The sequence below is a fragment of the Peribacillus sp. B2I2 genome, assembly GCF_041261685.1.
GTDB lineage: Bacteria > Bacillota > Bacilli > Bacillales > DSM-1321 > Peribacillus.
The window spans coordinates 4427500-4453036 of the sequence record NZ_JBGCCB010000001.1 but is presented as its reverse complement, the minus strand read 5'-3'; the positions used below and the strand labels follow the sequence as shown (position 1 = coordinate 4453036).

At 39.2% G+C, this 25537-nt stretch carries 26 protein-coding genes and 1 riboswitch; of the genes, 16 read left to right on the top strand and 10 right to left on the bottom strand.

All coding sequences use genetic code 11. The features are described 5' to 3' along the window. Positions 1-30: 30 nt before the first annotated feature. Complete coding sequence (gene blaOXA, locus ABIE66_RS22095; RefSeq protein ID WP_370016302.1) at positions 31-822, bottom strand: class D beta-lactamase; 792 nt, start codon at positions 820-822, stop codon at positions 31-33. A 216-nt stretch (positions 823-1038) separates the two neighbouring features. Here blaOXA and ABIE66_RS22090 point away from each other — a divergent pair, with 216 nt between their 5' ends. The 5 genes from ABIE66_RS22090 to ABIE66_RS22070 all read left to right on the top strand — a co-directional run bounded on the left by ABIE66_RS22090 (position 1039) and on the right by ABIE66_RS22070 (position 4198). Then, entirely contained in the window at positions 1039-1683 is a 645-nt protein-coding gene (locus ABIE66_RS22090; protein ID WP_370016301.1) for an alpha/beta hydrolase, read from the top strand. 49 nt (positions 1684-1732) lie between these two features. After that, positions 1733-2377, top strand: coding sequence for a Type 1 glutamine amidotransferase-like domain-containing protein (locus ABIE66_RS22085; protein WP_370016300.1), 645 nt, complete (start codon positions 1733-1735; stop codon positions 2375-2377). 97 nt (positions 2378-2474) lie between these two features. Beyond that, a complete protein-coding gene (locus tag ABIE66_RS22080; protein ID WP_370016299.1) occupies positions 2475-2852 on the top strand; it encodes an iron chaperone in 378 nt (125 codons plus the stop codon). Between the two features lie 86 nt (positions 2853-2938). Next, complete coding sequence (locus ABIE66_RS22075) at positions 2939-3430, top strand: PTS sugar transporter subunit IIA (RefSeq protein WP_370016298.1); 492 nt, start codon at positions 2939-2941, stop codon at positions 3428-3430. 351 nt (positions 3431-3781) lie between these two features. Beyond that, positions 3782-4198, top strand: coding sequence for a VOC family protein (locus ABIE66_RS22070; protein WP_289334370.1), 417 nt, complete (start codon positions 3782-3784; stop codon positions 4196-4198). A 69-nt stretch (positions 4199-4267) separates the two neighbouring features. Here ABIE66_RS22070 and ABIE66_RS22065 read toward each other — a convergent pair whose 3' ends face one another. After that, a complete protein-coding gene (locus ABIE66_RS22065) occupies positions 4268-4783 on the bottom strand; it encodes a GNAT family N-acetyltransferase (protein ID WP_289326329.1) in 516 nt (171 codons plus the stop codon). Positions 4784-5083: 300 nt separating this feature from the next. After that, a riboswitch (ZMP/ZTP riboswitch) is annotated at positions 5084-5162 on the top strand. 138 nt (positions 5163-5300) lie between these two features. On the opposite strand from ABIE66_RS22065, the gene ABIE66_RS22060 reads away from it, so the two are divergent. Next, on the top strand, positions 5301-6500 hold the full coding sequence (locus tag ABIE66_RS22060; RefSeq protein WP_289326328.1) for a phosphoglycerate dehydrogenase: 1200 nt from the start codon (positions 5301-5303) through the stop codon (positions 6498-6500). Between the two features lie 256 nt (positions 6501-6756). On the opposite strand, the gene ABIE66_RS22055 is transcribed toward ABIE66_RS22060, so the two are convergent. The 5 genes from ABIE66_RS22055 to ABIE66_RS22035 all read right to left on the bottom strand — a co-directional run bounded on the left by ABIE66_RS22055 (position 6757) and on the right by ABIE66_RS22035 (position 10073). Beyond that, on the bottom strand, positions 6757-6924 hold the full coding sequence (locus ABIE66_RS22055) for a hypothetical protein (RefSeq protein ID WP_289326327.1): 168 nt from the start codon (positions 6922-6924) through the stop codon (positions 6757-6759). Then, positions 6921-7082, bottom strand: coding sequence for a hypothetical protein (locus ABIE66_RS22050; protein ID WP_289326326.1), 162 nt, complete (start codon positions 7080-7082; stop codon positions 6921-6923). The genes ABIE66_RS22055 and ABIE66_RS22050 overlap by 4 nt, the downstream gene beginning before the upstream one ends. A 450-nt stretch (positions 7083-7532) precedes the next feature. After that, on the bottom strand, positions 7533-8015 hold the full coding sequence (locus ABIE66_RS22045; protein ID WP_370016297.1) for a hypothetical protein: 483 nt from the start codon (positions 8013-8015) through the stop codon (positions 7533-7535). Between the two features lie 216 nt (positions 8016-8231). Beyond that, complete coding sequence (locus tag ABIE66_RS22040; RefSeq protein ID WP_370016296.1) at positions 8232-8702, bottom strand: FixH family protein; 471 nt, start codon at positions 8700-8702, stop codon at positions 8232-8234. A gap of 27 nt (positions 8703-8729) precedes the next feature. After that, positions 8730-10073, bottom strand: coding sequence for a PepSY-associated TM helix domain-containing protein (locus ABIE66_RS22035; protein ID WP_370016295.1), 1344 nt, complete (start codon positions 10071-10073; stop codon positions 8730-8732). A gap of 398 nt (positions 10074-10471) precedes the next feature. Between ABIE66_RS22035 and ABIE66_RS22030 the strand changes: the two genes are divergently transcribed. The 5 genes from ABIE66_RS22030 (at position 10472) to ABIE66_RS22010 (ending at position 16034) form a co-directional block, all read left to right on the top strand. Further along, positions 10472-11533 (top strand): M4 family metallopeptidase, encoded by a 1062-nt coding sequence (locus ABIE66_RS22030; RefSeq protein WP_289326322.1) that lies wholly within the window; start codon positions 10472-10474, stop codon positions 11531-11533. A 32-nt stretch (positions 11534-11565) separates the two neighbouring features. After that, a complete protein-coding gene (locus ABIE66_RS22025; protein WP_370016294.1) occupies positions 11566-11883 on the top strand; it encodes a protealysin inhibitor emfourin in 318 nt (105 codons plus the stop codon). Between the two features lie 495 nt (positions 11884-12378). After that, on the top strand, positions 12379-12939 hold the full coding sequence (locus ABIE66_RS22020) for a competence protein ComK (protein ID WP_370016293.1): 561 nt from the start codon (positions 12379-12381) through the stop codon (positions 12937-12939). Positions 12940-13663: 724 nt separating this feature from the next. After that, the gene (locus ABIE66_RS22015; RefSeq protein ID WP_370016292.1) at positions 13664-14977 is read left to right on the top strand and encodes an Nramp family divalent metal transporter; all 1314 of its coding nucleotides are present in this window, start codon (positions 13664-13666) and stop codon (positions 14975-14977) included. Between the two features lie 79 nt (positions 14978-15056). After that, positions 15057-16034 (top strand): 2-hydroxyacid dehydrogenase, encoded by a 978-nt coding sequence (locus ABIE66_RS22010; protein ID WP_370016291.1) that lies wholly within the window; start codon positions 15057-15059, stop codon positions 16032-16034. Between the two features lie 225 nt (positions 16035-16259). On the opposite strand, the gene aspA is transcribed toward ABIE66_RS22010, so the two are convergent. Both aspA and ABIE66_RS22000 read right to left on the bottom strand, forming a co-directional pair. Further along, a complete protein-coding gene (gene aspA / locus ABIE66_RS22005; RefSeq protein ID WP_370016290.1) occupies positions 16260-17696 on the bottom strand; it encodes an aspartate ammonia-lyase in 1437 nt (478 codons plus the stop codon). A 20-nt stretch (positions 17697-17716) separates the two neighbouring features. Continuing rightward, a complete protein-coding gene (locus tag ABIE66_RS22000) occupies positions 17717-18988 on the bottom strand; it encodes a cation:dicarboxylate symporter family transporter (RefSeq protein ID WP_289326316.1) in 1272 nt (423 codons plus the stop codon). Between the two features lie 205 nt (positions 18989-19193). Between ABIE66_RS22000 and ABIE66_RS21995 the strand changes: the two genes are divergently transcribed. Beyond that, a complete protein-coding gene (locus tag ABIE66_RS21995) occupies positions 19194-20465 on the top strand; it encodes a sensor histidine kinase (protein WP_370016289.1) in 1272 nt (423 codons plus the stop codon). Further along, entirely contained in the window at positions 20462-21382 is a 921-nt protein-coding gene (locus ABIE66_RS21990; RefSeq protein ID WP_289326314.1) for a response regulator, read from the top strand. Before ABIE66_RS21995 ends, ABIE66_RS21990 begins: the two co-directional genes overlap by 4 nt. Before the next feature lie 175 nt (positions 21383-21557). Here ABIE66_RS21990 and ABIE66_RS21985 read toward each other — a convergent pair whose 3' ends face one another. Next, complete coding sequence (locus ABIE66_RS21985) at positions 21558-21815, bottom strand: zinc ribbon domain-containing protein (protein WP_289315057.1); 258 nt, start codon at positions 21813-21815, stop codon at positions 21558-21560. 245 nt (positions 21816-22060) lie between these two features. Here ABIE66_RS21985 and ABIE66_RS21980 point away from each other — a divergent pair, with 245 nt between their 5' ends. The 3 genes from ABIE66_RS21980 to sspL all read left to right on the top strand — a co-directional run bounded on the left by ABIE66_RS21980 (position 22061) and on the right by sspL (position 25342). After that, positions 22061-22228 (top strand): hypothetical protein, encoded by a 168-nt coding sequence (locus ABIE66_RS21980; RefSeq protein ID WP_370016288.1) that lies wholly within the window; start codon positions 22061-22063, stop codon positions 22226-22228. A 461-nt stretch (positions 22229-22689) separates the two neighbouring features. Then, positions 22690-25029: an RNA polymerase recycling motor HelD gene (gene helD / locus ABIE66_RS21975; protein ID WP_370016287.1), complete on the top strand. Its 2340-nt coding sequence runs from the start codon at positions 22690-22692 to the stop codon at positions 25027-25029. Positions 25030-25210: 181 nt separating this feature from the next. After that, positions 25211-25342 carry a small, acid-soluble spore protein L gene (sspL, locus tag ABIE66_RS21970; protein WP_370016286.1) on the top strand — a complete coding sequence of 44 codons (132 nt, stop codon included), beginning with the start codon at positions 25211-25213 and terminating at the stop codon, positions 25340-25342. The last annotated feature ends 195 nt before the right edge of the window (positions 25343-25537 follow it).

The window sequence follows — 25537 nt, the reverse complement described above, 5'->3', positions numbered from 1 at the left end:
CATGCCCGAATTAAGAGCATGCGTGAACTATTATTCTTTTATGATTTCCAACTCTTTCAGGGTATTCAGTGTAATCGTTTTGGCTTTGCTTCCGCTGCCATCCAAGTTGGTGGCGAAAGCCCATTTGCCTTTGTCCGTTTCGATGTAACCCACATACCAGCCCAATCCCATATCGGAAAGGCGTGTACCGGTTTTTCCATGGAGGACATATGAGTCTGCTTCTTCATTGATCATGATTCTCTTAACGGTTCTCATATGCTGCTTATCGATAGGCAGTTTTTCCTCTACAAGGTTTTCGATGAATCGGACTTGTTCCCGGGCAGAAATCTTTATGCTGCTGTCCAGCCAGAACTGATCGATTCCACCGGAGATATCATGATTGCCGTAATCGATTAGTTTCACATATTGCTGCATGTTTTCCGCCCCTATATCGCGGGCCATTGCTTGATAATACCAGATCACAGAATGCCTCATGGCTGAAGCCAGCGTATGATCCCTGTTCCAATCTTCAAATTCCCTGATTACGCCATCCCAGCGCTTCACTTCATATTCATCGCTTACCGCTTTTGTCTGTAAGCCGATTAATGCATTCGCCACTTTGAATGTCGATTCTGGAGTGTAGCGTACTTTACTTCTCTGTTTGTTATAGATGAATACTTTATCATTTTTTAAGTTTTGGAGAACCATCGTGCCTTCCGCACCATCGAAAGACTCCCCGATATCCAGTTCTTTCACCTTTTGATCGTTTGCACTTGCATGAATCGAGCCCATGGAACCAGTGACTAGCAGGACAAGAATGAAACATAACGCTTTGATTTTCATTACACACTCTCCTTTAAGGCATGGATTGATCGATCATCAGAAATACAGAATAACTTCCAAAAAATAGGCTGACAGCTAAAGTATACCTATTCCCGGTAAAAAACGAAACCTTATTCTTGGATTCTATCTAGAAGTATCAATCAAGGAGGAATGCAGCGGGTAGCTAATGAATATATAGAGCAGACGATAGAATGGATTCAATGGGAGGAATCTATCATGAAGGTTAACCAAGGAAAAATAAATAGTAATGAAAAAGAAATTACATACACGCATATTGAAACTGGAAGCCCAGCCGTTTGTTTTATGTTTTCTGGTGCGGGTTACACGTATGAGAAGCCGCTATTTTATTATTCGACAATGATCATGCTTCAAACTCAGTATGATGTCGTGCATGTTCATTACTCTTACGACCAGGATATATTCAAGCATCCGTTGGTAGATATCACAAAAGTGATAGTTAATGATATTAATCCCGTCATAACTGAAGTTCTTCAAAATCATGAATATCAAGAAACTGTATTTTTGGGCAAATCACTTGGTACCATACCAATCATCAACGGAATTATGAAAAGTGAGCGGTTTATGAATTCCAAAATGATTTTGCTTACGCCACTATTGAAGTTCGATTCGATTTTTGAAGGGTTATTAAGTAGCCACCATTCAGTACATATAATAATAGGAGAAAAAGATCATCATTATATTCCAGGTAAAATTCAAATGATTGAAACAAAAACGAATATAAGTATGGATAAAGTCCTCTATGCTAATCATTCTTTGGATAGTGAACCTTTGAATACTTCAAGGTCGATTACCATGCTAGAAGGTGTAATGAAAAGAATGGAAGAGTTCTTAAAGATATAACTCATTTAAGTTAGGGTAGCGGGAAATAACGAACGAAGGAGATAAAAATATGAATCTTTGTTTTATTGGGGGAGGAAATCCTTTAACAGGGGAACTTGATGAGGTAATGAAGCGGATAGCCACTTATGTTGAACCGGAAAGCAGGGTTTTGATCATTCCGTTCGCTACAGAACATGCAAAACGGGATGGATGGTTTCAATCTGCTAAAAAATCATTCAACGATATAGGTGTAGAGAATATTCAGCTTCTTAATGATGAACTTGGCAATGAAGAAATGAAAGCAAATATATCAGTTCAAGATGTACTTTACTTCACTGGAGGAAGACCCGAAATATTAATGGAATGTATGGTCAATAAAGGTTTGATACAAACGGTAAAGGAATTCAAAGGTTTAATGATCGGTGTTAGTGCAGGTGCGCTGGCTTTTTGTAAGGATTGCCTTATAACGAAAGACGAGGATTATCCTGAAACCCAAATACTGAGAGGACTTGGATTGGTGGACTTTAGTGTCGAAGTCCATTATGAAGATTCTGTGGATGAAGAACTCATTCCTTTATCAAAGGAGAGGGATATATATGCCATCCCAAATGGAGGGGCCCTATTTTGGAATGATGAGGGGTTAACATCGATTAAGAACATTTTTCACTTTAGTGACACTAAAAAAAATAAACAAAAGAAGGAAAGTGATTCTTGAATCGGGTTGTGTTTGGAGCACTTCTTCTTAAGGGTAACGGAAAAGGATAGGGTATAATAGTGGGCAGTGATTGTTTAGATTATGAAAGGAGTTAAACATGGAGGAAATTCAATCAATTGATGAATACATTATGCAATTTCCCGAAGAAGTTCAGGAGATACTGAAAACGTTAAGAAAATTCATAAAAGATTCAGCACCGGCTGCAGAAGAAAAGATCAGTTATCAAATGCCCACTTTTGCTTTAAACGGAAATCTGGTGCATTTCGCTGCCTATAAAAAACATATTGGATTCTATCCAACTCCAAACGCGATTTCTGCTTTTGAACATGCTTTATCTGAATATAAATGTTCAAAAGGAGCCGTTCAGTTTCCACTTAACAAGCCAATTCCTTATGAATTAATAACCAAGATGGTTACATTTAGAGTGGAAGAGAATAAGAAAAAAGCAGAAGGTAAATTGAAAAAGAAAAAATAATTTCTACTATTATCAGAATTTACAAAACACTAAATGTAAGCTGTAAGAAGCTTAAAATCAACTGGAAAGAGAAAGGCAGGAATATTATGTTTAAAAAATTATTCGGTAACAAAGAAAAAGTGGAACAACTGCTTGCTCCTATAAATGGACAAGTAATAAATATTGAAGATGTTCCGGATCCGGTATTTTCCGGTAAGATGATGGGGGACGGAATAGCGATTCTTCCTGAGGAGGGGCTCGTTGTTTCTCCTATTGATGCAGAAGTGATCCAGGTTTTTCATACTAAACATGCTTTGGGCCTTCGCACGAAGCATGGCTTAGAATTGTTAATTCATATTGGATTAGAAACAGTGAACCTGAAAGGCGAGGGGTTCGAAGTCCATGTCACAGAAGGGCAAAGGGTAAAAGCAGGGGACAAGCTTGTTACATTTGATATTGAATTTCTAAAATCCAAAGCTCCAAGCATCGTAACTCCGATTGTTGTCACGAATGGCGACCTGGTTGAAAAAATAGAAAAAACAGATAGTACACAAGCAAATATTAAGGAAACACAGATTATGAGTGTTTATTTGAAGTGAAAATAAAGGTCCTTTATTAGACGTGATTCTACATGTCTACAAGTTTAGCAAACGGAATCATTAGCCTCACGGATGCTTATGTTCTAATGAAGCATGAAAATTATTGAAAGCGACCTTTCTGCTTTACGAAGCCTGCACGGCGGCATTGTGGAGCGGGATAGTTGAGATTTGAACTGATCAGGCATGCACTTGCAGTGAAAGCGACGTTCGGCGTTGAATGGGATTTATTATGCATACCTAATAGGAGGGAGGCACGGTGAGCTCTCCTTTTTTGCTGCAAGCAGGATTATCGGGAAGTGCAGCGAATAGTAGGTGAATGAACATAAAATAAATCAAGCGAGGGTGAATTTGATGGGAGTTCAAGCAGAAAAGATCTTTGTAAACTTGCCTGTTAAAGATTTGGATGCCTCAATGGAATTTTTCACAAAGGTCGGCTTTGAATTTAACGAGCAAATGACCAATGAAAATGCAACGTGCATGGTTATCAGTGAATCCATATATGTCATGTTATTGGTGGAAGATTACTTTAAAACGTTTACCAAGAAGGATATCCCGGATCCAGCAACAACTACGGAAGCAATCGTAGCCCTATCGGTTAAAAGTAAGGAAGAAGTGGATGAGGTCGTGAATAGGGCACTGGATGCTGGCGGAAAGCCTTTTAATGAAGCAATTGATCATGGTTTCATGTACGGTTGGAGCTTTAAGGATATCGACGGTCATTCTTGGGAAGTGTTTTACATGGACGAAAGCGGATTTAATCAAAATTAAATCAAATGAAAGACACAATCCTTCACTTAGGATTGTGTCTTTTTTTTAATTTAGGTGCCGTAGGTTTATTCATAACAATACCGGGCTAATATCCTTCCATTCATAAACCAATAGATTTATTTCAGCGCCAGCGATTTTGATTTTTTCGGTTTTAAGCAATTCAGCACCAAATGCCTCATAGAAGTATCGAGATTTATTATCTTCAAGCACCTCGACGTAAATAGTCTTAAATCCCAGATCTTCGAATTTAAAGAATAATTCTTTGATGAGTTTCTTACCTATGCCCATTCTTTGAAAGTTTTCGAGAATATATATCGCAGTTAAATCACCAGAATCCTCAGCCTTATTCGTTTCCCTTTTCCCTCCACTTATAAATCCTACTATTTTTCCCTCGTTATTCTCTGCTACATAAATATGATTCCCATCACTGGATATATTCTTTATCCATAAATCTTTCCTTTTCTCATAAGACAGATTATCTAGAAAATCACTTGGTATTATATTTTCATAAGTGGTTCTCCAGCAATCCACATGGACTATTGCTATACCTTCAGCATCAGCAAGCGTTGCCTCTCTTACTAACATATTAATTCCTCCTAATTATCTTTTAGTTTGCTATACTTTCTTTATTTTACTAATATTATCCATTTTACAACAAAGCTGTCCGGAATAGTCCAAGAATATCAACAGCCACTTTCAACAGTGCCTTTTTTCAACGATTAATAGCCAATAATTAATTTCGTCGATATATATCTAATTTCGGAGATAAAACGATAGATTTCGTCGATAAAGTTCTGGTGAGATGTGACTTCTTCAAAAAAAGAGATAAATCTTTAAAATGATATTGAAGATTGCTGAATAATTTGATAAAATAAAATAAATGAAAAGACTATGTGCAACTGGCGAAACACGGATAACCGTGAGGGAACACATAGTGTCGTAGCCGTTCGCCTGGGCAGAGGTAAGGGATTTTATCCCTTGCCTCTTTCTGTGTATTTACAGAGGATAGTAAAGGTTTAGAGAATGCAGATTTTTACGGATTCAAAATCTTGTCAATATTTTGAAACTTCAAAACTATCATAACCAAAGAGGAGCAAACAAAATGAGCACAGTACTTTTAGAAAAAGTCAAAACGATCAAAGCGTTAAATAATATTGCCGAAAGCGGGCTAAATGTATTCAACAAAGGCGATTTCAAAGTCGACAATGACAGTGAAAACCCTGATGCGATCGTACTTCGCAGCTTTAACATGCATACTATGGAATTCGGCGATCAGTTAAAAGCAATTGCAAGGGCAGGGGCAGGAGTCAATAATATTCCGGTCGACAAATGCACAGAGCAAGGAATCGTCGTTTTCAATACACCTGGAGCTAACGCAAACGCTGTAAAAGAAATGGTGCTAACGTCATTAATGGCTTCATCTCGTAACCTGTTTGCCGGTGTGGCCTGGACAAAGACGCTGGAAGGCGAAGGAGAACAAATTCCAAAGCTTGTAGAAGCAGGAAAGAAACAATTCGTTGGTAAAGAAATCAAGGGAAAAACTCTTGGCGTAATCGGTTTAGGAGCGATCGGTGCACTTGTAGCGAATGATGCCCTGGATTTGGACATGGATGTCATTGGGTTTGACCCGTTCATCTCTGTTGATACAGCTTGGAACTTGTCCCGCAATGTACAACGCGCCATGACAATTGAACAATTGTTTGCAGAATCTGATTACATTACAGTACACGTTCCATTAACTGATGACACTAAAGGAATGTTTAACCAAGAAACATTTGGCATCATGAAGCCTGGCGTACATATCTTGAACTTCTCACGCGGCGAGCTAGTGAATGAAGCGGATATGGAAGCGGCACTTGAGAGCGGGAAAGTTGGCAGGTTCATCACAGACTTCCCGAATGAAAATGTGTTGAAAATGAAAAATGTCGTTCCAATTCCGCATCTTGGTGCCTCTACACTAGAATCAGAGGAAAACTGTGCCATCATGGCAGCTCGTCAGTTGAAGACCTTTTTAGAAACAGGGAACATCAAGAACTCTGTGAATTTCCCGAATACTGCCATTCCTTATACAGGAAATCGTCGTGTGGCAACTTTCCACGAAAACGTTCCTAACATGGTTGGGCAAATTACACTGGCTGTATCTGGCTTTAATTTGAACATCGCTGACATGGTTAACAGAAGCCGTGGGGGATATGCGTATACGATCATCGACATTGAGGGTGAAGTAAACGGCGATATCATTCCTGGTTTGGAAGCAAAAATTAAACAAATCGAAGGTATCGTCACAACTCGTATTATCTAATTGGTACCGGAAAATAGATGATAAATAGTGAAAGCCTCAATTCCTTTAAGGAGTTGGGGCTTTTTTTTAGGCTTTGTTAATGTTTTTGAACAAAAAAAGCCACTTATTGTGGTGATCATATTAAAGTGACTCACGTGTTGAGAACGAACTCAGCCTGGCTCGGGTTATGCCGTGCAGCTCGATACAGTCAGTAGAAGTCAAAACTTCTTCCATCACGAATTGTTTAAGATCGAACTTCTCCAAGATTAAAAATCTGTCATGGTTTCACTTCCGTTTCTTCTTCATAATGTACAAACAACATCAAGTAGATTGCGAATAGAAGATGCAAATAAAGTGGAATATTCTTATCGTTTTGAATGACAACAAATATGAAAATTCCATATAGCAAAATTGGAATGGTTAAAAGGATTCTGAGCTTAGTCACATGTCATCCTCCCATTTATCCTCAAATATTAATACATCAAGCATTTGAGCCACTTGAAAATCCTTTTCTGCAATTGCATTTATTAAACTTGTACAATTATTTTCCCTAAGAACATCTGCTAATAATTGTAAATCCATTGTCATTACTGCTGGTTTCATAGTGTCCTCCTCCTAATTTACCAAATATTCTGTCAGTTCCGTTATTACAATAGTATGAAGTACAGGGAAAATGCTGTCAATCAATATTCCATCTGTACTCATTTTGAGTTAATGGATTCAAAAGTTATCTACCAAAATCACTATCTCATATATTAATCTGCATAGTTAGATAGTCATTGGTGTGCCTCCTTGCATCCGTTCACTTCAGCGCATCGCCTTTTCCGTTTGGGAAAGGGTTTATTTTTTGCCTTCTTATGTAGGCATCAGGATTACATCAAAATGTAATATCCTGATGGGAAACATTTGAAAAGATGACGTATCAGAAAATAATCCCTAAATTCTCAACCAACCTGTCAGTTCAATAAGGCTTTTGGTAATTTGCTATAGGAAAGAATCGTCCCTAGGAAATACAGAGACGATTCACACCCTTTCTACACAGAAATGATTTCCCTATATTGTTCTGCCCCAAAAATTCTGATACTGATGAAGGATATTCGATGTTAAAAAAGCTCCAACAGGAGGTAATTGCTCGGCATAGGTATTACCACTAACAGGAAATTCATTCAGAGCTATATCAGTAGTGGCAATCCACGATCCAGACTCACCTGCTTGTAAAGAGGGAGGCTTCATAAGAAAACGTCCGCGTAAAATAAAATGTCTAACTCTAATCTGGAAATCATCAATAATGGTTAAGTTGCCAGAGAATGTGGCATAAGGTGAATCAAATGTGAGTTGTTTGGTGCTTTCATTCCAAAAGCCATTAATCGGAATAGGTGTACCACGAAAATTAGCCGTACCACTTACTCTATTATCTGTAATGGAGTTAATGTTAAGTGTTCCCCAAATAATCGTTCTGCCAGCTATTGAAGAGTGGATACCCCATACAGATGGGAATGGAAAGCTAACTGAAGCAGTTCCCTGTGAAGTTACCAATGCTATGCCCTCCCTTAAAGTTTGTTTATGTTCTGAGGAAGCTCCCTTGTTTATAGGAACAATCCAGTATATGCGGCACGAGCAGAATAATCCAATAAATAAAGGTGAAGCATTACATACCCTGCCTGTAACTGCATCCTCTCCGAACCATCGTGGTAAACAAATATCCATAAAAAATCCGGTCTTCAAATGAAAACCGGATTTCAAATAAATTTATTAATGATGATGTTCATGACTTTCTTCTTGTTTTTGGATCCCTTTTTGCAAGAATTTCAATTCACTTTCAGACAGTTTTCCTACGATAAACTGTTTTTGAGGCATAATGATTGAACCATCGTTACTAGCATGTACTTTTATATAGTATAGGCCATCACTATCAAAGTTTTTACGTAAAGTATAAGTGCCGTTTCCCTCTTCCTCAGCTTGTTCCATACTATATTTGAGAGAGCCATCTTGTTTCCATATCTCAAAATGAACATAATCTGCGTTTTCAACCTTTTTACCACCTTGAGTAAGAACAGCCTTTATCGTCTCCTGTGTATTAGCTGAAAAGGATGCTGGTATAATTATTTCAGCTTCAAGTGGTGTTTCTTCTTTGTATAGATTAGTGACATCCTTTTCAAGTGAACACGCACTTAACAATAGGCTGAAAATAAAGATTAAAGAAATACATATATATTTTTTCACGGCAAAAGCCACCCTTTACATTTCGAATTATGCATTCAAAAACCTCTTAACTGCAGATATTCGTTTAATAATTAACCAGTCAATTAGCCAAACAACAATAAGAGACAAACCAACCAAAGGAAACAAAATTCCTAGACCTATTAACAGAAATAGAAAGAATCTCATGTTCTTTATAGGAGGAGCTTTTGGTGCACCTAATCCTTTTTTCGGCTTTCGCTTCCACCATAAATAAAAACCACTAAATGCAACAAGGATAATTCCTAAACAAATAAGAAGGCTGATTATTTGATTAATCAAACCAAATTGAGTCCCTTTATGCAAGGTAATCCCCCAAGCAACTATTTTTCCTATTAAACCGTAATGATCATAACGATAATCAGCTAGAACAGCACCGGAATATTGGTCAATATGAATAGTTGCTTCATCTTGTGCTTTCGGTGGAAAAGCTGACAATGTATAAACGCCATCCGTTTCTTTTGGAATATTAATGCTATAACTTGGATGCATACCCTCACGATTCGCTATCGTGACTACATCATCAATGGACAGTGGGATAAAACCTTGAATATCTGAGATAGGTACATCTAAATTTTCTGCAGCCCAAGGAACATCTGCAATGTCTTTTGTTTTAATTAAGGATGTTGGAGCACTTCCTGTCCATATGGAAGGAGGATACCCAGATCCGGAATTGGTAGCTAACCATTGAAAATTACTTCCCCAAAAACCTGACCAAGGCAAACCTGTCATAATTAAAAATAACATTCCTGCTGATATCCAAAATGCAGGTACTGCATGTAAATCTCTTCTGAAAGTATTTTTCCCTTTATTTATTCTTGGAAAAAGAACACCAGAAAGACTTAGCTTATTTTTGGGATACCATAAATAAAGACCAGAAACAATTAACACAACTGCCCAACACGCAGCTAACTCTACAATTCTATCTCCCAAGGTGCCAGCCATCAGTTCACCGTGAATTTCCTCGATTTTATCCATAATTCTGTCTTCATCATTTAACTCTCCAATAGATTTACCTGTATAGGGGTCTATAAAAATGGTAAGAGACTCATTATTAGTAGTAATGCTCACTTCGCTTGAACGGGAGGCATTTTCTCCGGGATGATATTTTGTCACCACTGCATCTGGGTATAGCTTCTTCACTTTCTCAATCTGCCGAGATGCTGGTAATTTATCTCCTTGCGGTGTTACCTCTTGGTAGTCTTGATAAAGTACTTGTTCAATCTGTGGCTTAAATAAATAGATTGAACCAGTAACTGCCAGAATGATAAGAAAGGGTGCAAAAATAATTCCAGCGTAAAAATGCCATCTCCATACTGTTCTATACAGAGCGGCGTTTGGTTGTTTAGTTTCCATTTATACAGGACCTCCAAGTAGTACTATTAAATTCACCTATATAGATGATAAAAGAAAGTTGTGAGAAAAATATGAAATTTATTCAAAAAAAGGAAGTTTGAATTTGTTAAAGATGAGATGGTCATTCCAAATAAGAAGAACAACTGGAACAAAGGAGCGAACGTAATGAGAAAGAGTTTGCGATTGGTAGAGTTGGAAGGAATGGAGGGAAATGGGGTAAGTGCGGCGAAAGTAATCTATAGAATGTCTTGAAGATAGGAAGAGCAGCGAGACAACAATGTAAACGGATCAGAGATAAACTGCTATTGAACATGAAGACAAACACATGAAGGGAAGCAGCACTCTTGAAAAAAGAAACTGTAATAGATCGTAAAAAAAATCATGGAGGGGTGTTAAATATGCACAAAAGAGATTGTTCCAAATTGAAGTGTCAGTGTTTCATTGTACCTAACTATATTCTTGAGAATTTGGCACAAAATGAAGTGGAAGAAGCACGGATCAGTTTAGCGAAAAGCCGTCAAATGCGCAGGCGCAGAATTTTGAAAGAATATGATATTGACGGGGTTGTTGCTTTAACTGATGCAGGATCTGGGCGTCATGGTGAATCTGCCCGCCATGTTTATGATTGTAAAGGAGGAACCAAGCTCCGGGAGAATGAGGCTAGGAAAGAAGGAGATCGATCAAGTGCAGACTCGGTAGTTAACGCTGCATACGATTATAGCGGAGTTGTGCGTGATTATTTCAAGGATGTCTTGCACCGTAATTCAATTGATAACCAAGGCCTTGATATCATTCTGAACGTTCATTATGGGAATAAATTCACGAATGCCTATTGGGACGGAGATGAAATGGTATTTGGTGACGGCGACGGGGTCATCTTTAGCAATTTTGCCAATTCACTCGATGTAATTGGACACGAACTGACACATGGGGTTACGCAGTTCACAAGTGGATTGGAGTATGAAGGTCAGTCGGGGGCTTTGAATGAACACCTTTCGGATGTGTTTGGAATTGCCATAAAACAATTTCATTTAAAGCAAACAGCAGGTGATGCCGATTGGCTAATCGGTGCTGATATAATGGGACCAACACTGAAAGGACAAGCCCTACGTTCGATGAAAGCACCAGGTACTGCATTTGACAATAAGTTAATGGGTAAAGATATTCAGCCAGATCACATGAGGAACTTCTATAAAGGAGAGCGGGATAATCATGGTGTCCATATCAATAGCGGCATACCCAACAAGGCCTTTTATCTAGTATCCATGGAGATTGGAACGGACAAAGCGGCTTTGATCTGGTTCAATGCAATGCAGAATTTATTTGCAACGGCAAACTTCAATCAATTTGTACAAATAGTCATCAAGGCAGCACAAAAACTTGTTGATAGCGGAGAAGTTACCAAAACAGCCATAGAGACAATCGAAAATGCTTTTAAAGCGGTTGGACTGCCTGAGTAGTCATATTCTATGAATAGGAGGCTTCATCTACAATGCATATCAAATTTAGCTGCATGGGGGGAATGGCCAACCTCGACTTGAATTTTCAGATAGATACAGATGAATTGCCGAAGGAGAAAAATGAGGAATTACAGAACTTAATGAAGACAGCGGACCTTTCTAATGCTCAACTAAATAAAATGGCCGGAGCTAAAGCTCAAGGGTTTGACTCGTTTTCATACCAGCTGGATATAGCTGATGAAAAGAAGAAACAGTCTTTCTCATTTACTGACACAACAGCTCCAGAGGCAGTTAGGCCCTTATTGGATTATTTACGTAATTTGGCCATTGAAATAAAGATGGCAGAATAAAATGAAGGTAATGAAAAAAGGTCTATCTACTCAGATAGACCTTTTTTTACGTGGTTTTAAAACTTCACAAAAATGTCATTTCATTTCACTTTTACATGGATTTTGGCAGTTAGTTCTCTAAATGGACACAGATTAACAAGGAAAGATCGATCTAGAGCAGAAAGCTTGAAAAGGAAATTGGAAAGTATGGCCGTTTGATGGCAAATTGTAAAGAGTTAGCTATCAAACAGGTAATGGAATCACAAAAAGGGAACGAATTTTGATAGAGGTAAAATCAGAGCGATTTTACAAAAAATGCATAAAATAGGATAATGGTCGCATAGAGGTGAAGTGAATGACGTCTCATGAAATGAAAGTGACGATAGCCAGAAATAAAAACCCCTAGGTGAGTACGTCCGGGAAGACAATCACCTAAGGGCTTGCGAGCAGGAGTATACCTGCCTCTATATCCAGTATACTCCAAGAAAGTGAATAGTAAATGGGGGAGTGAATGGAATGATGATACGGAAAAATTATTTAATGAATATGGAAACGGTGGGAATGATGGAGCGTTACGATTCGGATGGTGCCGAGATGACCATGGTAGTGGAAGGAGAAAACACATTCCATGTTGCACAACCGCGCCAGGAAATCCTGAATAACACGCTAAACCACTTTGGATTGGACCTTGACGGCGGGCTTGCAGCAGCAAAATCCGTGCTTGGCGGAAAATACAGGCTGCCCGTCTGTATAAACGCCCAGCTTGGAATGGTCTGGTTCTCCTCCCGCTCTTTCCGGAAAAGAGGAGGGGTCTGGTTTTCCTACATCCACATTCGTGATTTAGAGGAAATGAACGAAAAAGAAACAATGGTCCACACAAACTATGGACATTGCCTTCCTGTATCCTTAAGCAAAAATCAGCTCGCCTTTAAAAGGGACCAAGCATCCTATCTGCATACCACCTTCCATGGACGCTCTTTAGGCAAAAAAACCTTTTATTACGAGCCGGGAAGCGGAATCACCTTTTGCAAAGAACCTGGTGAGGTCCATTACAGGGTGAAAGGGAAGGAAATCTAGCCAAGGAAAGCGTAAAGGTAGACCACCTGAATTAGCCATGAAAAACAACTTAAAGGAGCATGATTTCATTTGAAATCATGCTCCTTGTTATTATTGATTGGAAAAGTGACAGCAATCCAATGTAATAAAATTCACGTCAAACATTTCACTCTAGGTACTGTTATTTGTTATTTTGTGATAACGTCGTTTTATAAATTTTCCATTTTTACAAAGAAAGATTTGCTTGTTTAAGAGAATGTAGAACGTAAAAAGTCTGACTCCATTAAATGTGGGAGTCAGGCTTTTTTACTTTCTAAAAAAGTAATTCGTTTCTAAGAGAATGTATGGATTGGAGAAAAGAATATTCGGGAATTTTTGAGGCTGCCAAGTCTGAAAGATAACGTCCTGATTTATCAACTAATAAGAAAGGTCATAAGGATTTTTATGGTGTTATTTTAAAGAATATTCTAAAATTTATTATTGACTTACATTTTAATTTGTCTTACAATTGCGTTTGTAATAGTCGAAACATTCAATTAAATGGAAGGGGAGCTTTTTTAGGAGCTGATTCACTTCAACATGAAGCATGACAACATCCTGAGTGTAAACTCTATGTCAATTCCGAAATCATATTTTCAGAAAGTTTTGTCATATTTTCAATATCTGTATGTCTTGAGTAAGCAATTTATTTTTTACTCAGGGAAATGAAAGCGAATACATACTCTTTGGGATGGAGTTGAAAAACTTGAAAAATCAATCTAATCTTGCTGAATCTACTGTAATGGCTCCTGAGGTCGAAAGTAGGAAACAAAATTTTTTCACGAAGTTTAAAACAGCTTATGGTCCAGGAATACTTGCCGTATTAACGTGGCTTGGAGCTGGTGATCTGGTGACTTCTTCTGTTGCCGGGGCAGATTATGGATATAGTTTGATGTGGATTTTAGCTTTATCATTAATCCTTCGTTTTCTTATCGTTAATATCATTGCTCGGTTCCAGCTTTGTAACACAGAGGGGTTAACCATTCTTGAAGGATATGGACGTATTCATCCATTTTTCGGTTACTTCATGTTTGGTTATGCATTAATAATGGGTCATCTTTTTAATGCATATATGATTAAGGGTGCGGGAGAGGTATTATCGACCCTATTCCATGTTAATCAGCCATTCTTGGCTTCAATGGTAGTTGTAGCATTAGTTTTCATGCTTATTGGCAGAAATATTTATAATAGAATTGAAAGTGTAATGAAAGTGCTTTTGGCATTATTGACCATTGCCTTCTTGTACCTGGCCATTTCAGCAACACCGGATGTGGGGCAAATCATTAAAGGGACGGTCGGTTTTAGCATTCCAAGTGATACTGGCGTTCATGGAGCATTGCTGGTGGCGATTTCAATTATAGGTGCAGTGGCAGGATCCATTTCGAACTTTGTTCATCCATATTTCATGAGAGAAAAGGGTTGGACGAAACCGAGTCACGTCAAGGTTCAAAGAAATGATTTACTGTTTGCCATCGGAGTTTGCATTGTGATCAATTTGGCCATTTGGGTTGTAGGTGCAGAAATTTTAAAACCAAATGGAATTCATGTGGAAACGATTGATGATTTGGCAATGGCATTACAAATGTCTTTAGGGCAATTTGGCTGGTACATTTTTTATCTTGGTGTATTTGGCGTATTGTTTGCGAGTATAGTAGGGAAGTCAACTGGGTTTCCAAGATTGATTGTAGACGCCTTTTACGTAATTAATAAGGACCGACGCGAAAAGTACAATGGAAAATATGAAAAAGATCCAATGTATAAATGGATTACGATTTTTGTATTAGTTACTCCAATCATTTGGTCCATTCCTGGCATGCCTGGTTTTATTGCATTGACAATTGGTGTAAATGCAATAAACATAATCGGTTTCCCTATTATCGCAATAGGAATGCTTGTACTATCAAATCGAAAAAACTTGATGGGTAAATATAAAAATAATTGGTTCGAAAATATTGTTCTGACCCTAGCCTCCGTTTTAGCGGTCTGGTCAGCAGTCCAATTGGCTCTTACCTTTATTTGAAATAATGGTAGATTATAGTTAGGGGATTTGTCTGCTTGGGTAATGAACATCAAACTTTATTCGAAGTGAGGGATCAATGATGAAACCGAGAGTAATCATTTATAAGAAAGTGGATCAAGAAGTGTTGGATTATATTCAAAAGACATGTGATGTCGTATATTTTGAGGGTCTTGACTCACAAAATCATCCTGAATTCCTTCAAGAGTTGAAGACAGCACAAGGGATATTAGGTTCAGGATTAAAAGTGGATAAAAGTTTACTGGATCAGGCACCGCAATTAAAAATCGTCTGTAATTCGTCGGTTGGTTACGACAATCTGGATGTACCAGAGCTGTCCAATCGGGGAATTATGGCTACGAATACTCCTGAGGCATTAAATGAGACAGTCGCCGATACGATTATGGGCTTGATGTTATCCACAGCGAGAAGAATGCCAGAGTTGGATCAATTGGTGAAGTCAGGGCAATGGACATCGAATATCGGGGAAAAATGGTTTGGGGTGGATGTCCATCATAAAGTATTAGGAATTATCGGAATGGGAGGAATAGGATCTGCCGTTTCAAAAAGGGCTCATTTTGGGTTTGGCATGAACATTTTATATCACAACAGATCCAGAAATGAGGAAGCGGAACAAAAGTATGGGGCTACATACTGTTCAATGGAAGATCTGTTAAAGCAGTCTGATTTTGTCTGCTTAATGACACCGCTCACTCCCCAAACCGAAAATATGATGGGGGAAAAAGAATTCAAGCTCATGAAGGAGTCCGCCATCTTCATCAATTGTTCAAGAGGGAAAACAGTGGATGAAGAAGCCTTGATCCATGCGCTAACAACCGGTGAAATTCACGCGGCAGGACTGGATGTCTTTGTACAAGAGCCCGTCAAGGAAGACAACCCATTGCTTTCCATGAAGAATGTTGTCACTTTGCCTCATATCGGTTCCGCAACATATGAAACCCGCTTGAAAATGGCGATGCTGGCCGCAACCAACCTTGTTGCCGGATTACAGGGGGAAACTCCGCCTACCTTGATTAAAGCTGGTGTAAAGGTAAAGTAATTTATAATGGAATGAATTACGCTGGATAGTCCTTTATGGGGCTATCCAGTTTTTCAATTCCGGATTATTCAATATTTTTACTCATCCTGTAAAGCAAAAAAAGCCCTCTATAAAAAGAGGGCTTCAGGGAGTTCGGATTTACTGTTTTAAGAAATCCTCATTGGATTGCTGAAAATAACTGGAATTATTCATCAACCGCATCTGCCATTTCATCAAAATCGGAAATTACGATCTATCAAACAGCTCAGCCCCGGAAATACCTGGGTTTGTCATCTCGTAAGGATTTAAAATAAGATCAAGCTCTTCCTCTGTTAACACATCATACTGGAGGCATAGGTCACGTACTGATTTTCCTTTTAAAATGGCTTCCCGTGCGATACGGGCTGCCACTTCGTATCCAATATGCGGATTAACAGCCGTGATAATCCCTACGCTTTTTTCCACATTCTCTTTTAGACGGTCTTCGTTTGCTTCAATATCCACCAGACAGTAGTCTGTAAAGGCACGGAATGCATTGTTCATAATGCTGATGGATTGAAGCAAATTGAACACAAGCACAGGTTCCATCACGTTCAGTTCAAGCTGACCCGCTTCAGATGCCAGGCAAATGGTATGGTCATTGCCAATAACCTGGAACGCTACTTGATTGATCATTTCAGGCATGACCGGATTGACTTTTCCCGGCATGATGGATGAACCTGGCTGACGAGCCGGCAAGTTAATTTCCGCAAGGCCCGCGCGGGGACCTGAGGCCATTAAACGTAGGTCGTTCGCAATTTTGGACATATTCATCATACATATTTTCAATGCAGCAGAGACTTCTGTATAAGCATCTGTATTTTGTGTCGCATCAACAAGATGCTCGGCCCCGACAAGCGGAAGCCCGCTAATATCCGCCAAATGTTCAACCACACTTTCGATGTAGCGAGGGTCTGCATTTAATCCTGTTCCCACAGCCGTTGCGCCCATATTTATCTCATATAAATGCTGGCGTGATTGTTGAATGCGTTTAATATCCCGCTCTATTACACGGCTATATGCTTCAAACTCTTGACCAAGACGGATGGGCACTGCATCTTGAAGATGTGTCCGTCCCATTTTAATCACATGGTCAAATTGTTGGGCCTTTTTCCTGAAGATAGTAAGCATATATTCCATCGTATGCAACAATTTTTCGAGTGAAATAAGAGTGGCGATATGAATCGAGCTCGGGAACACATCGTTTGTTGATTGTGACATGTTCACATGGCTATTAGGACTTAATTGACCATAGTCACCTTTCTCTTTTCCAAGCAATTCGAGTGCACGGTTACCAATGACTTCGTTTGCGTTCATATTCATGGATGTACCTGCACCGCCCTGGATGGGGTCCACGATAAAATGATCATGCCATTTGCCTTCGATTACTTCGTCTGCTGCCTGAATGATCATCTTACCAAGACCATCGTACAAACGTTTAGTATCCATATTTGCTAAAGCCGCTGCTTTTTTCACGATAGCCAACGCTTTAATCAATTCTTCATGAATGCGATAGCCTGTAATCGGAAAGTTTTCGACTGCACGCAATGTTTGGATACCATAGTATGCATGCATTGGTACTTGTTTTGATCCTAAGAAATCTTTCTCAATACGTACGTTATGATTTATATGGACTGTTGACATCGTGTTTCCCCCTTTATAGTTTATGCTACGTCTGATTGTTTAATAGAATCAACGTAATGGTCTGCTTTTTCCTGGTCAAATTCGCCTTCCCACTTCGACATGACAATCGCCGCCAATGAGTTCCCCACGACATTAACCGCTGATCTTCCCATATCCAAAATTCGGTCGATACCGGCAATGAACGCAACACCTTCCACCGGCAGTCCCATAGAACCAAGTGTTGTTAAAACAACAACAAATGACGCACCCGGAACGCCAGCCATTCCTTTTGACGTTAACATCAGTACTAGTAACAACGTAATCTGTTGTGTAATGGATAGATCAATACCATACATTTGTGCCACGAAAAGTGAAGCGAGTGCCTGATATATCGATGAGCCGTCCAGATTAAACGTATAGCCTGTTGGAATAACAAAAGAAGTAATGGATTTCGGGCAGCCAAACTTCTCCATTTTGTCCATAAGCCTTGGTAATACCGACTCTGAACTTGCTGTTGTAAAGGCCAAAATCAGTTCATCCTTTAATACTTTCAGGATAACGAAAATGCTTGTCCCAGACATTTTCGCGATAATTCCAAGAATGACGAACACGAAGAATACCATCGTCACATAAACGGCAACTACTAGGTTCCCTAAAGGAATTAAAGTTGCGATGCCGAATTTGGCAACGGTTACACCAATGAGTGCAAATACGCCAAAGGGGGCAAATTTCATGACTAGATTCGTCACCCAAAACATTACTTCCAACACACCTTCAAAGAATCCTAGAATAGGCTTTCCTTTTTCGCCTATCGCAGCCACACCTAAGCCGAATAAAACAGAAAAGAAGATAATCGGTAATAAATCCGCTTGAGCCATTGATTCAAATACATTTTGAGGAACAATATGAGAAATTGTTTCTCCAAAGCCACTGCTTCCAGCCGTCTTTGTTGTTTCTTCATATTTTGAAATATCGCTTTTTTCAAGATTGCTTGTATCTAAACCAGCCCCCGGATGGAACAAGTTTGCCGCCAGTAATCCAATGACAATGGCAATTGTGGTGACAATCTCAAAATATAGAAGAGTCTTCCCGCCTAATTTTCCTAGTTTTTTAATATCGCCGACTCCCGCAATGGAGACTACTAATGCAGCCATGACAATCGGGATGACAATCATTTTAATTAAATGAATGAAAATATCACCGATAGGTACCATAATGGCCATGGCTGTTTCATTACCATGGAATAAAGCACCGACAACGATACCTAGTACAAGTGCAACAAAAATTTGAGTAGCTAAGCCAAACTTTTTCATTTAAATTCCTCCTATGATAGTTGCATTATTGTTAACGCTTTCAATTTTTAGATTATTTTAAGTTTATGATCATCCTACTGGAACCTACTGAAACCTACTGATACTTACAAGGGCCAGAAAAAATAATAATTTCAGTCAAAACCCTTCTCTCCTTTTTGCCATTTCATGTGTTATGTTTTTACTATAGTGACTGGGAGGGACCGTATTGAAAAAGAGGATAAGGATATTACTATTGATTATGATTGCGGTGCCTCTTGCGGGTGAATTCAAGTTTTATCCATTCGACGATACATTCAGAGTCAGTTTGGGAACCCCCGTATTTTTCTTGTTTTTACTATGGGGGAGGGGAATCCACCCGATTATTGCAGGCATATTAACGGGGATGAGTGTGTTTGTTTTTCGTTTTTCACTGGCTGTCGGGATACGGGACATATCTGTTGAGGAAGCGATGTATCTTTATGTTCCAGCCTTTTTCTATTACTTCATCTACGCGTTCGCATTTCATAAAACGAAATTGAACGAACGGCACAATCAGCCGTTTATGATCGGACTTTTAGGGGTATTGATCGAGCTTTTTGCAAGTGTATCGGAAATGATGATCCGTTCTTTCTTGGCGAATCAGGGCACACCCTTGCTAGCCATTGACCAACTCGTTTTAATCGCCTTTATTCGAAGCTTTTTCGTCCTCGGCTTTTTTAATATATTAAAGCTGAGAGAAGCAAAATTTGCAGAAGCGGAGCAGCGCATGCAAAAGGAACAAATGCTGCTTTTCATTTCAAGTTTGTATGAAGAATCGGTTCAACTGAAGAAAACGATGCAAAATGCGGAAGAAATCACCCGCACTTGTTATGACTTTTACCGTCGGTTAAAATCAGAGGGGACTAATGGAAGCGATGCGCAAACTGCGTTGCAGATTGCCGGTCTCGTGCATGAAATCAAAAAAGATAACCAGCGGATTTATGCGGGGCTGTCGGAACTCGTGTCTTCCGAAAACCTGCAGGAATATATGAATATCGAAGAGCTTGGTAACATCATGATCGTGTCCAATAGACGATATGCAGAGTCCCTTCGCAAAGATATTTCATTTTCCTTGCATATAGATGGTGACCATCCGCCCTACCATGTATATATGGTATTATCATTAATAAATAATTTATTGGCCAATGCAGTGGAAGCCATTAAAGAAGAGGGGGACGTATCACTGCATGTGAAAAGGAAAGATCAATTCGTGGAGTTTTGCATCAGTGACAATGGCCCCGGCATTGCACCGAAGCAGAAGGAACTCATTTTTACAGCAGGATATACAAAGAAATTCGATGCGGCGGGAAACCCTTCGACGGGAATCGGTTTATCGTATGTGAAACAAACTGTTGAAAAATTTGGAGGACATATCAGGCTAATGGATAACTATAAAGAAACCGTATTCATCGTAGAACTTCCGATTGATGCGATTATGGAGAAAGGGTTAACGAAATGAATTATTTCATTATAGATGACGATCCTGCCATTCGAGGAATGCTGACAGAGATGATTGAAGATGAAGATTTAGGAAAAGTGGTGGGAGAAGCAGAAGACGGATCGCTAGTGAATAATGGCTTGCTGTTTTTAAAAAAAGCAGACGTTGTCCTAATTGATTTGCTCATGCCAATAAGGGACGGAATTGAAACGATCAGGGCTCTTGCTGATGGATTTCAAGGGAAGTTTGTGATGATTTCGCAAGTGGAATCGAAGGAACTGATTGGAGAGGCGTATAGATTAGGGGCGGAATACTACATTACAAAACCGCTGAACCAAGTTGAAATTTCAAGCATATTAAACAAAGTGAATGAGCGAATACTGGTGGATCAATCGATCCAGGGCATTCAAAAATCGTTGAACGTTTTTACGGGCCGCCCGAAGTCTTCGAAAGTGCCCTCCTCCCATACAAAAAATATTATGGAAGCCGGACGTTCCTTAATTTCCGATTTAGGTATGATTGGCGAAGGGGGAAGCGAGGATTTACTTAACATTTTAGGATTCCTCCAAAATGAAAAGCAAAGACTCGGTTCCGCCTACACGTTTCCATATTTAAAGGAAATTTTTGCAGGAATTGCTGCTGAAAAGCTGGGAGATCAAGCGAAAGAGGCCGAAATCCAGAAAGAAATGAAAGCTTCTGAGCAGCGTGTCCGTCGCGCTCTTAATCAGGCCCTCATCCATATCGCTTCATTAGGATTGACGGATTATTTGAATCCAAAATTCGAAGCCTATTCATCCACATTTTTTGATTTCTCGGAAGTCCGCAAAAAAATGCTGGAGTTGGAAGATAAGAGCAAAAAAGTAAGCAGCCAGAGCCGTAATAACATGAAAAAGTTTATCCAAGTGCTGTTTATGGAAGCAAGACAGATGATGAAATAATAAACCAGAAACACAAGTGAAATTGATTGAAAATTCACAAAAACATAATAAAGACAAATCCGTTTATATGGATTTGTCTTTATCACTTTTTTCTTCGTATTCTTTATGAACAGTATGACTTTCTTTCAAATCTACAGAAAAAGATAAAAAAGTTATTCGTTTTCTAATAGTTTGACTAATGCCATCGCTCTAACTTTGGTATTCCTCTAGTAAAAAACTTAGCAATAAATTTAGGCATTTTCATATTTTCCATCAAATGATTTTGAACAAATTTTTGCATTTCTATCGCAGTAATATTTTGAGTGAATTCACCATTTATATAACAATGACTACAATATTTAGTACTTTTACTACCATCTTTTTCAGTTCCTCCACCTAATTCATCTTTAGAGAGCGGCATTCCACAACTCTGACATGTTTTATATCTTTTCATTATAAATTCTCCTACAAAAAGTTTTAATCTAAACAAATTATAAGGCAAGAAATTATGAGTAGAACTGACTGAAGTTGGGACAAGCCCCACATATGTAGGACAAATCCATCAGGCAAGCCTTTTTTGAATCGTTCTGTTTAAAATGCATGCAGATAAGGAGGCAGTAGAATTACGGATTACAGAAAGAAAGGAACTCGTCTTTAATATAGACCAGATCGGACATAATATACTTGGAGATGAAGGAAATGAGTAAAAAGATAGGAAGCGCCAGAATCGCAACAAGTGTTAACCCGCAGGGACATGGAAAAGATGTCGAATTCTCCACAGAGCCAAAAAGCGAGCTTGAAAACAAGCAAAAAGGTCCAATACAAAATAAGCGGTATACGGGTAAATTAAGGTCACACTTCATATAAGAAAGCCCTTCTCTATATCGAGAGGGGGCTATTGTAATCCTCTTATAAGGAGGTCCTGATCATCATCTGTATGCAGGTGGAGGGCAATATGAATCACATGTCATCGAAACTACGAGTCAAACCGTTGATGAGAGTGTCGTAGCTACCATGAAACCATGACCAGCGAAGCAATGAGGCCTTCAAATATGTAAATAGACAAAAAAAATAACCAGCCATGCGACATGCTGGAGTGGTTACTGACATTAAATGTTAAGTTGGATTGTTCCTCCATGCGTTAAAAACGACGGATCTTTCATGGCGACTGTTATGTAATATTCATTGATATAATTCTGGAATTGTGATAACTTAGTATAGAAACACATTTACGAATTATATCTAAACAGTTTATCCCTTATTTTAATTATAAGGTTAAACTCACCTCTAGTCAACCCCTAATTTCTTTTTTTGAAGGAGTGTCTGATATGAACAATGAAATTCGGCAGGAGCAAGAACGTTTGGATGAGGTGATAGAAACAATTACGAAGCAAATCAGCAAAATAGAAGGAGAGACTTTACAGCGTAGAAAAGAAGTTGTTAATATCCGGAAACACTTTTGGGATGACCTCAAGGTTAATGTGGATACTTTCGATGATTACCTCGAGACGATCATTGGCTTAAGGCAACAGGCTCAAGACTTGTCACAAAGCGAAGGTGCACATAGATATTCCTTCAAGAGGTTGTCAACACTGCGCCGCATGCAGGGGGCACCTTATTTCGGCCGGATTGATTTAACTGAAGAAGGGGCTTCCCTTACGGAACATATTTATATTGGGACCGCCACCCTTACTGATACAACAGGAGAAAACTTCATTGTCTACGATTGGAGGGCTCCGATTTCGAGTGTTTATTATGACTATCCTCCCGGTCCCGTAGAATACTCTACTCCCGGAGGCGTAATTCGGGGGATGCTGGAGAATAAGTGGCAATATATCATCAAGGGAGGCGTTATCGACTCAATGTTCGATACGAGTCTCACCATTGGAGATGAGATACTGCAGCAGGTGCTTGGTAAGGGGACGGATAAGCATATGCACAGTATTGTGTCCACCATTCAACGGGAGCAAAATAGAATCATCCGGAACGATCGCGGACGTCTGCTCATTGTTCAAGGAGCCGCTGGCAGTGGCAAGACATCAGCTGCCCTCCAACGGATCGCTTACTTGCTTTATAAGTATCGAGATAGGATTAAGGCCGATCAAATCATTCTATTCTCACCTAACTCCATGTTTAATAACTACGTATCCAATGTACTACCCGAACTTGGCGAAGAGAATATGCAGCAGGTAACATTCCAGGAATATTTGGACCATCGTCTGGCTGACTCATTTCAAGTTGAGGACCCTTATGAGCAATTAGAATTTTTGTTGACTGGAGCGGATGATCTTTCCTATAGCACTAGGGCAGCGAGTATCCGATTTAAGGCTTCAATTCGCTTCTTTGAGATAATCAAAACATACAGTCAATCACTGGAATCATCTGGAATGATCTTTAGAGGGTTCAAGTTCCGAGGGGAAACGCTCGTCTCCGCCAAACAAATCTCAGAAAGATTTTATAACAGAGACACCACACTAAGATTTCACAATAGGATTGAAAAGTTGAAAGAATGGTTATGTGAGTTACTTGATGAAAGGGAAAAGTTTGAGTTGAAACAACCTTGGGTCCAGGAGGAAATCGAGTATCTTAGCAAAGAAGACTATCAAAAGGTATACACTCACTTAGAGAAAAAACGCGGTGTTAATGAAGATTCCTTTGACGATTATGAGATGGAGAATAAAATGCTCGCGCGTATGATTGTTCGAAAGAAATTGAAGACGTTACGCAAACGGATAAAAGCATTTCATTTTATCAACATTAAGGGAATATACAAGCAACTTTTTGACGATCAAATACGGATCGAAGTGTGGAATGAGGGTAAAACACCTATCGAAAGGGAAATTTGCTTATCAACGCAAAAAATGCTGGACGAAGGTAAACTGCATTACGAAGACGCGACTCCATTTTTGCTACTGAAGGAGCTAATTTTAGGGTTTCAGACGAATACCTCTATAAAATACGTGCTTGTAGACGAAGCACAAGATTATTCTCCATTTCAATTCGAGTTTTTGAAACGGTTGTTTCCTTCTGCAAGGCTGACCGTGCTCGGTGACTTTAACCAGGCAATATTCGCTCATGCCAGCGAACGGGTGGATTTCCAGACTCTTACCAGTTTATACGGAATAAGTGAAACCGAGAGTATAACCTTGGATCAAAGCTACAGATCCACAAAGCAGATTATAGAATTTACACGTGAACTAGTTCCTGAAGGCCATCGAATTAAGGCATTCGACCGTGAAGGTGAAAAGCCTGTACTGACCCAAGTCTCCAGCCGTGATGAATTGCACCACAAAATCGTGACTAAAGTCAAAGACTTTCAAAGTCGTGAGTATAATACAATCGCCATAATATGTAAATCTGCTGCGGAAAGTGCCGCTGCATACGATGCCCTTAGTATCATCAGTGAAATTAAACTCGTACAGAAAGGCACAAATGAATATGAACAGGGTGTTGTTGTGATACCGGCTTATTTGGCCAAAGGCATCGAATTTGATGCTGTCATCATTTATGATGCATCTGTGCAAGCTTACGGTGATGAGAGCTTACGAAGATTGTTCTACACCGCATGTACCAGGGCTATGCATAACTTGCAGATATATACGGTTGGCGAACCCAGTCCTTTCTTGCTCAACGATGCAACGAAGAGTTTACTTCTGACCCTAGATTGACAAAGAGGGCCCGAATATGGAAAACAACTTTTTTGAAACCTGTGTAGACTTTAGTTCTATGCAGGTTTTTTATTGGGGTACTCTTTATAAATTCCTGATCGCAGGCAGAAGTTCACAGAAAGAAAGGACCTCCATTTTAATTTACAACAGTTCGGACATAATATACTTGGAGGTGAAGGAAATGAGCAAAAAGACAGGAAGAGGTCGAATCGCACCAAGTGTAAACCCGCAGGGACATGGAAAAGATGTCGAATTCTCCACTGAGCCAAAAAGCGAGCTTGAAAACAAGGCAAAAAGGTCTAATACAAAATAAGCGGTATACGGGTAATTTCACACTTCATAAAGAAAGCCCTTCTCTATGTCGAGAGGGGCTTTTATAATCTATATCTTATTGATTATGGAGAAAAACCTAGTCCACGATTTTTGTCGATGAATCATACGTTTTTGGAGCAGCGGAATGTGAAAGAATAGTAAAATGGAGCTACCGTTAAAAAAATACCAAATACAT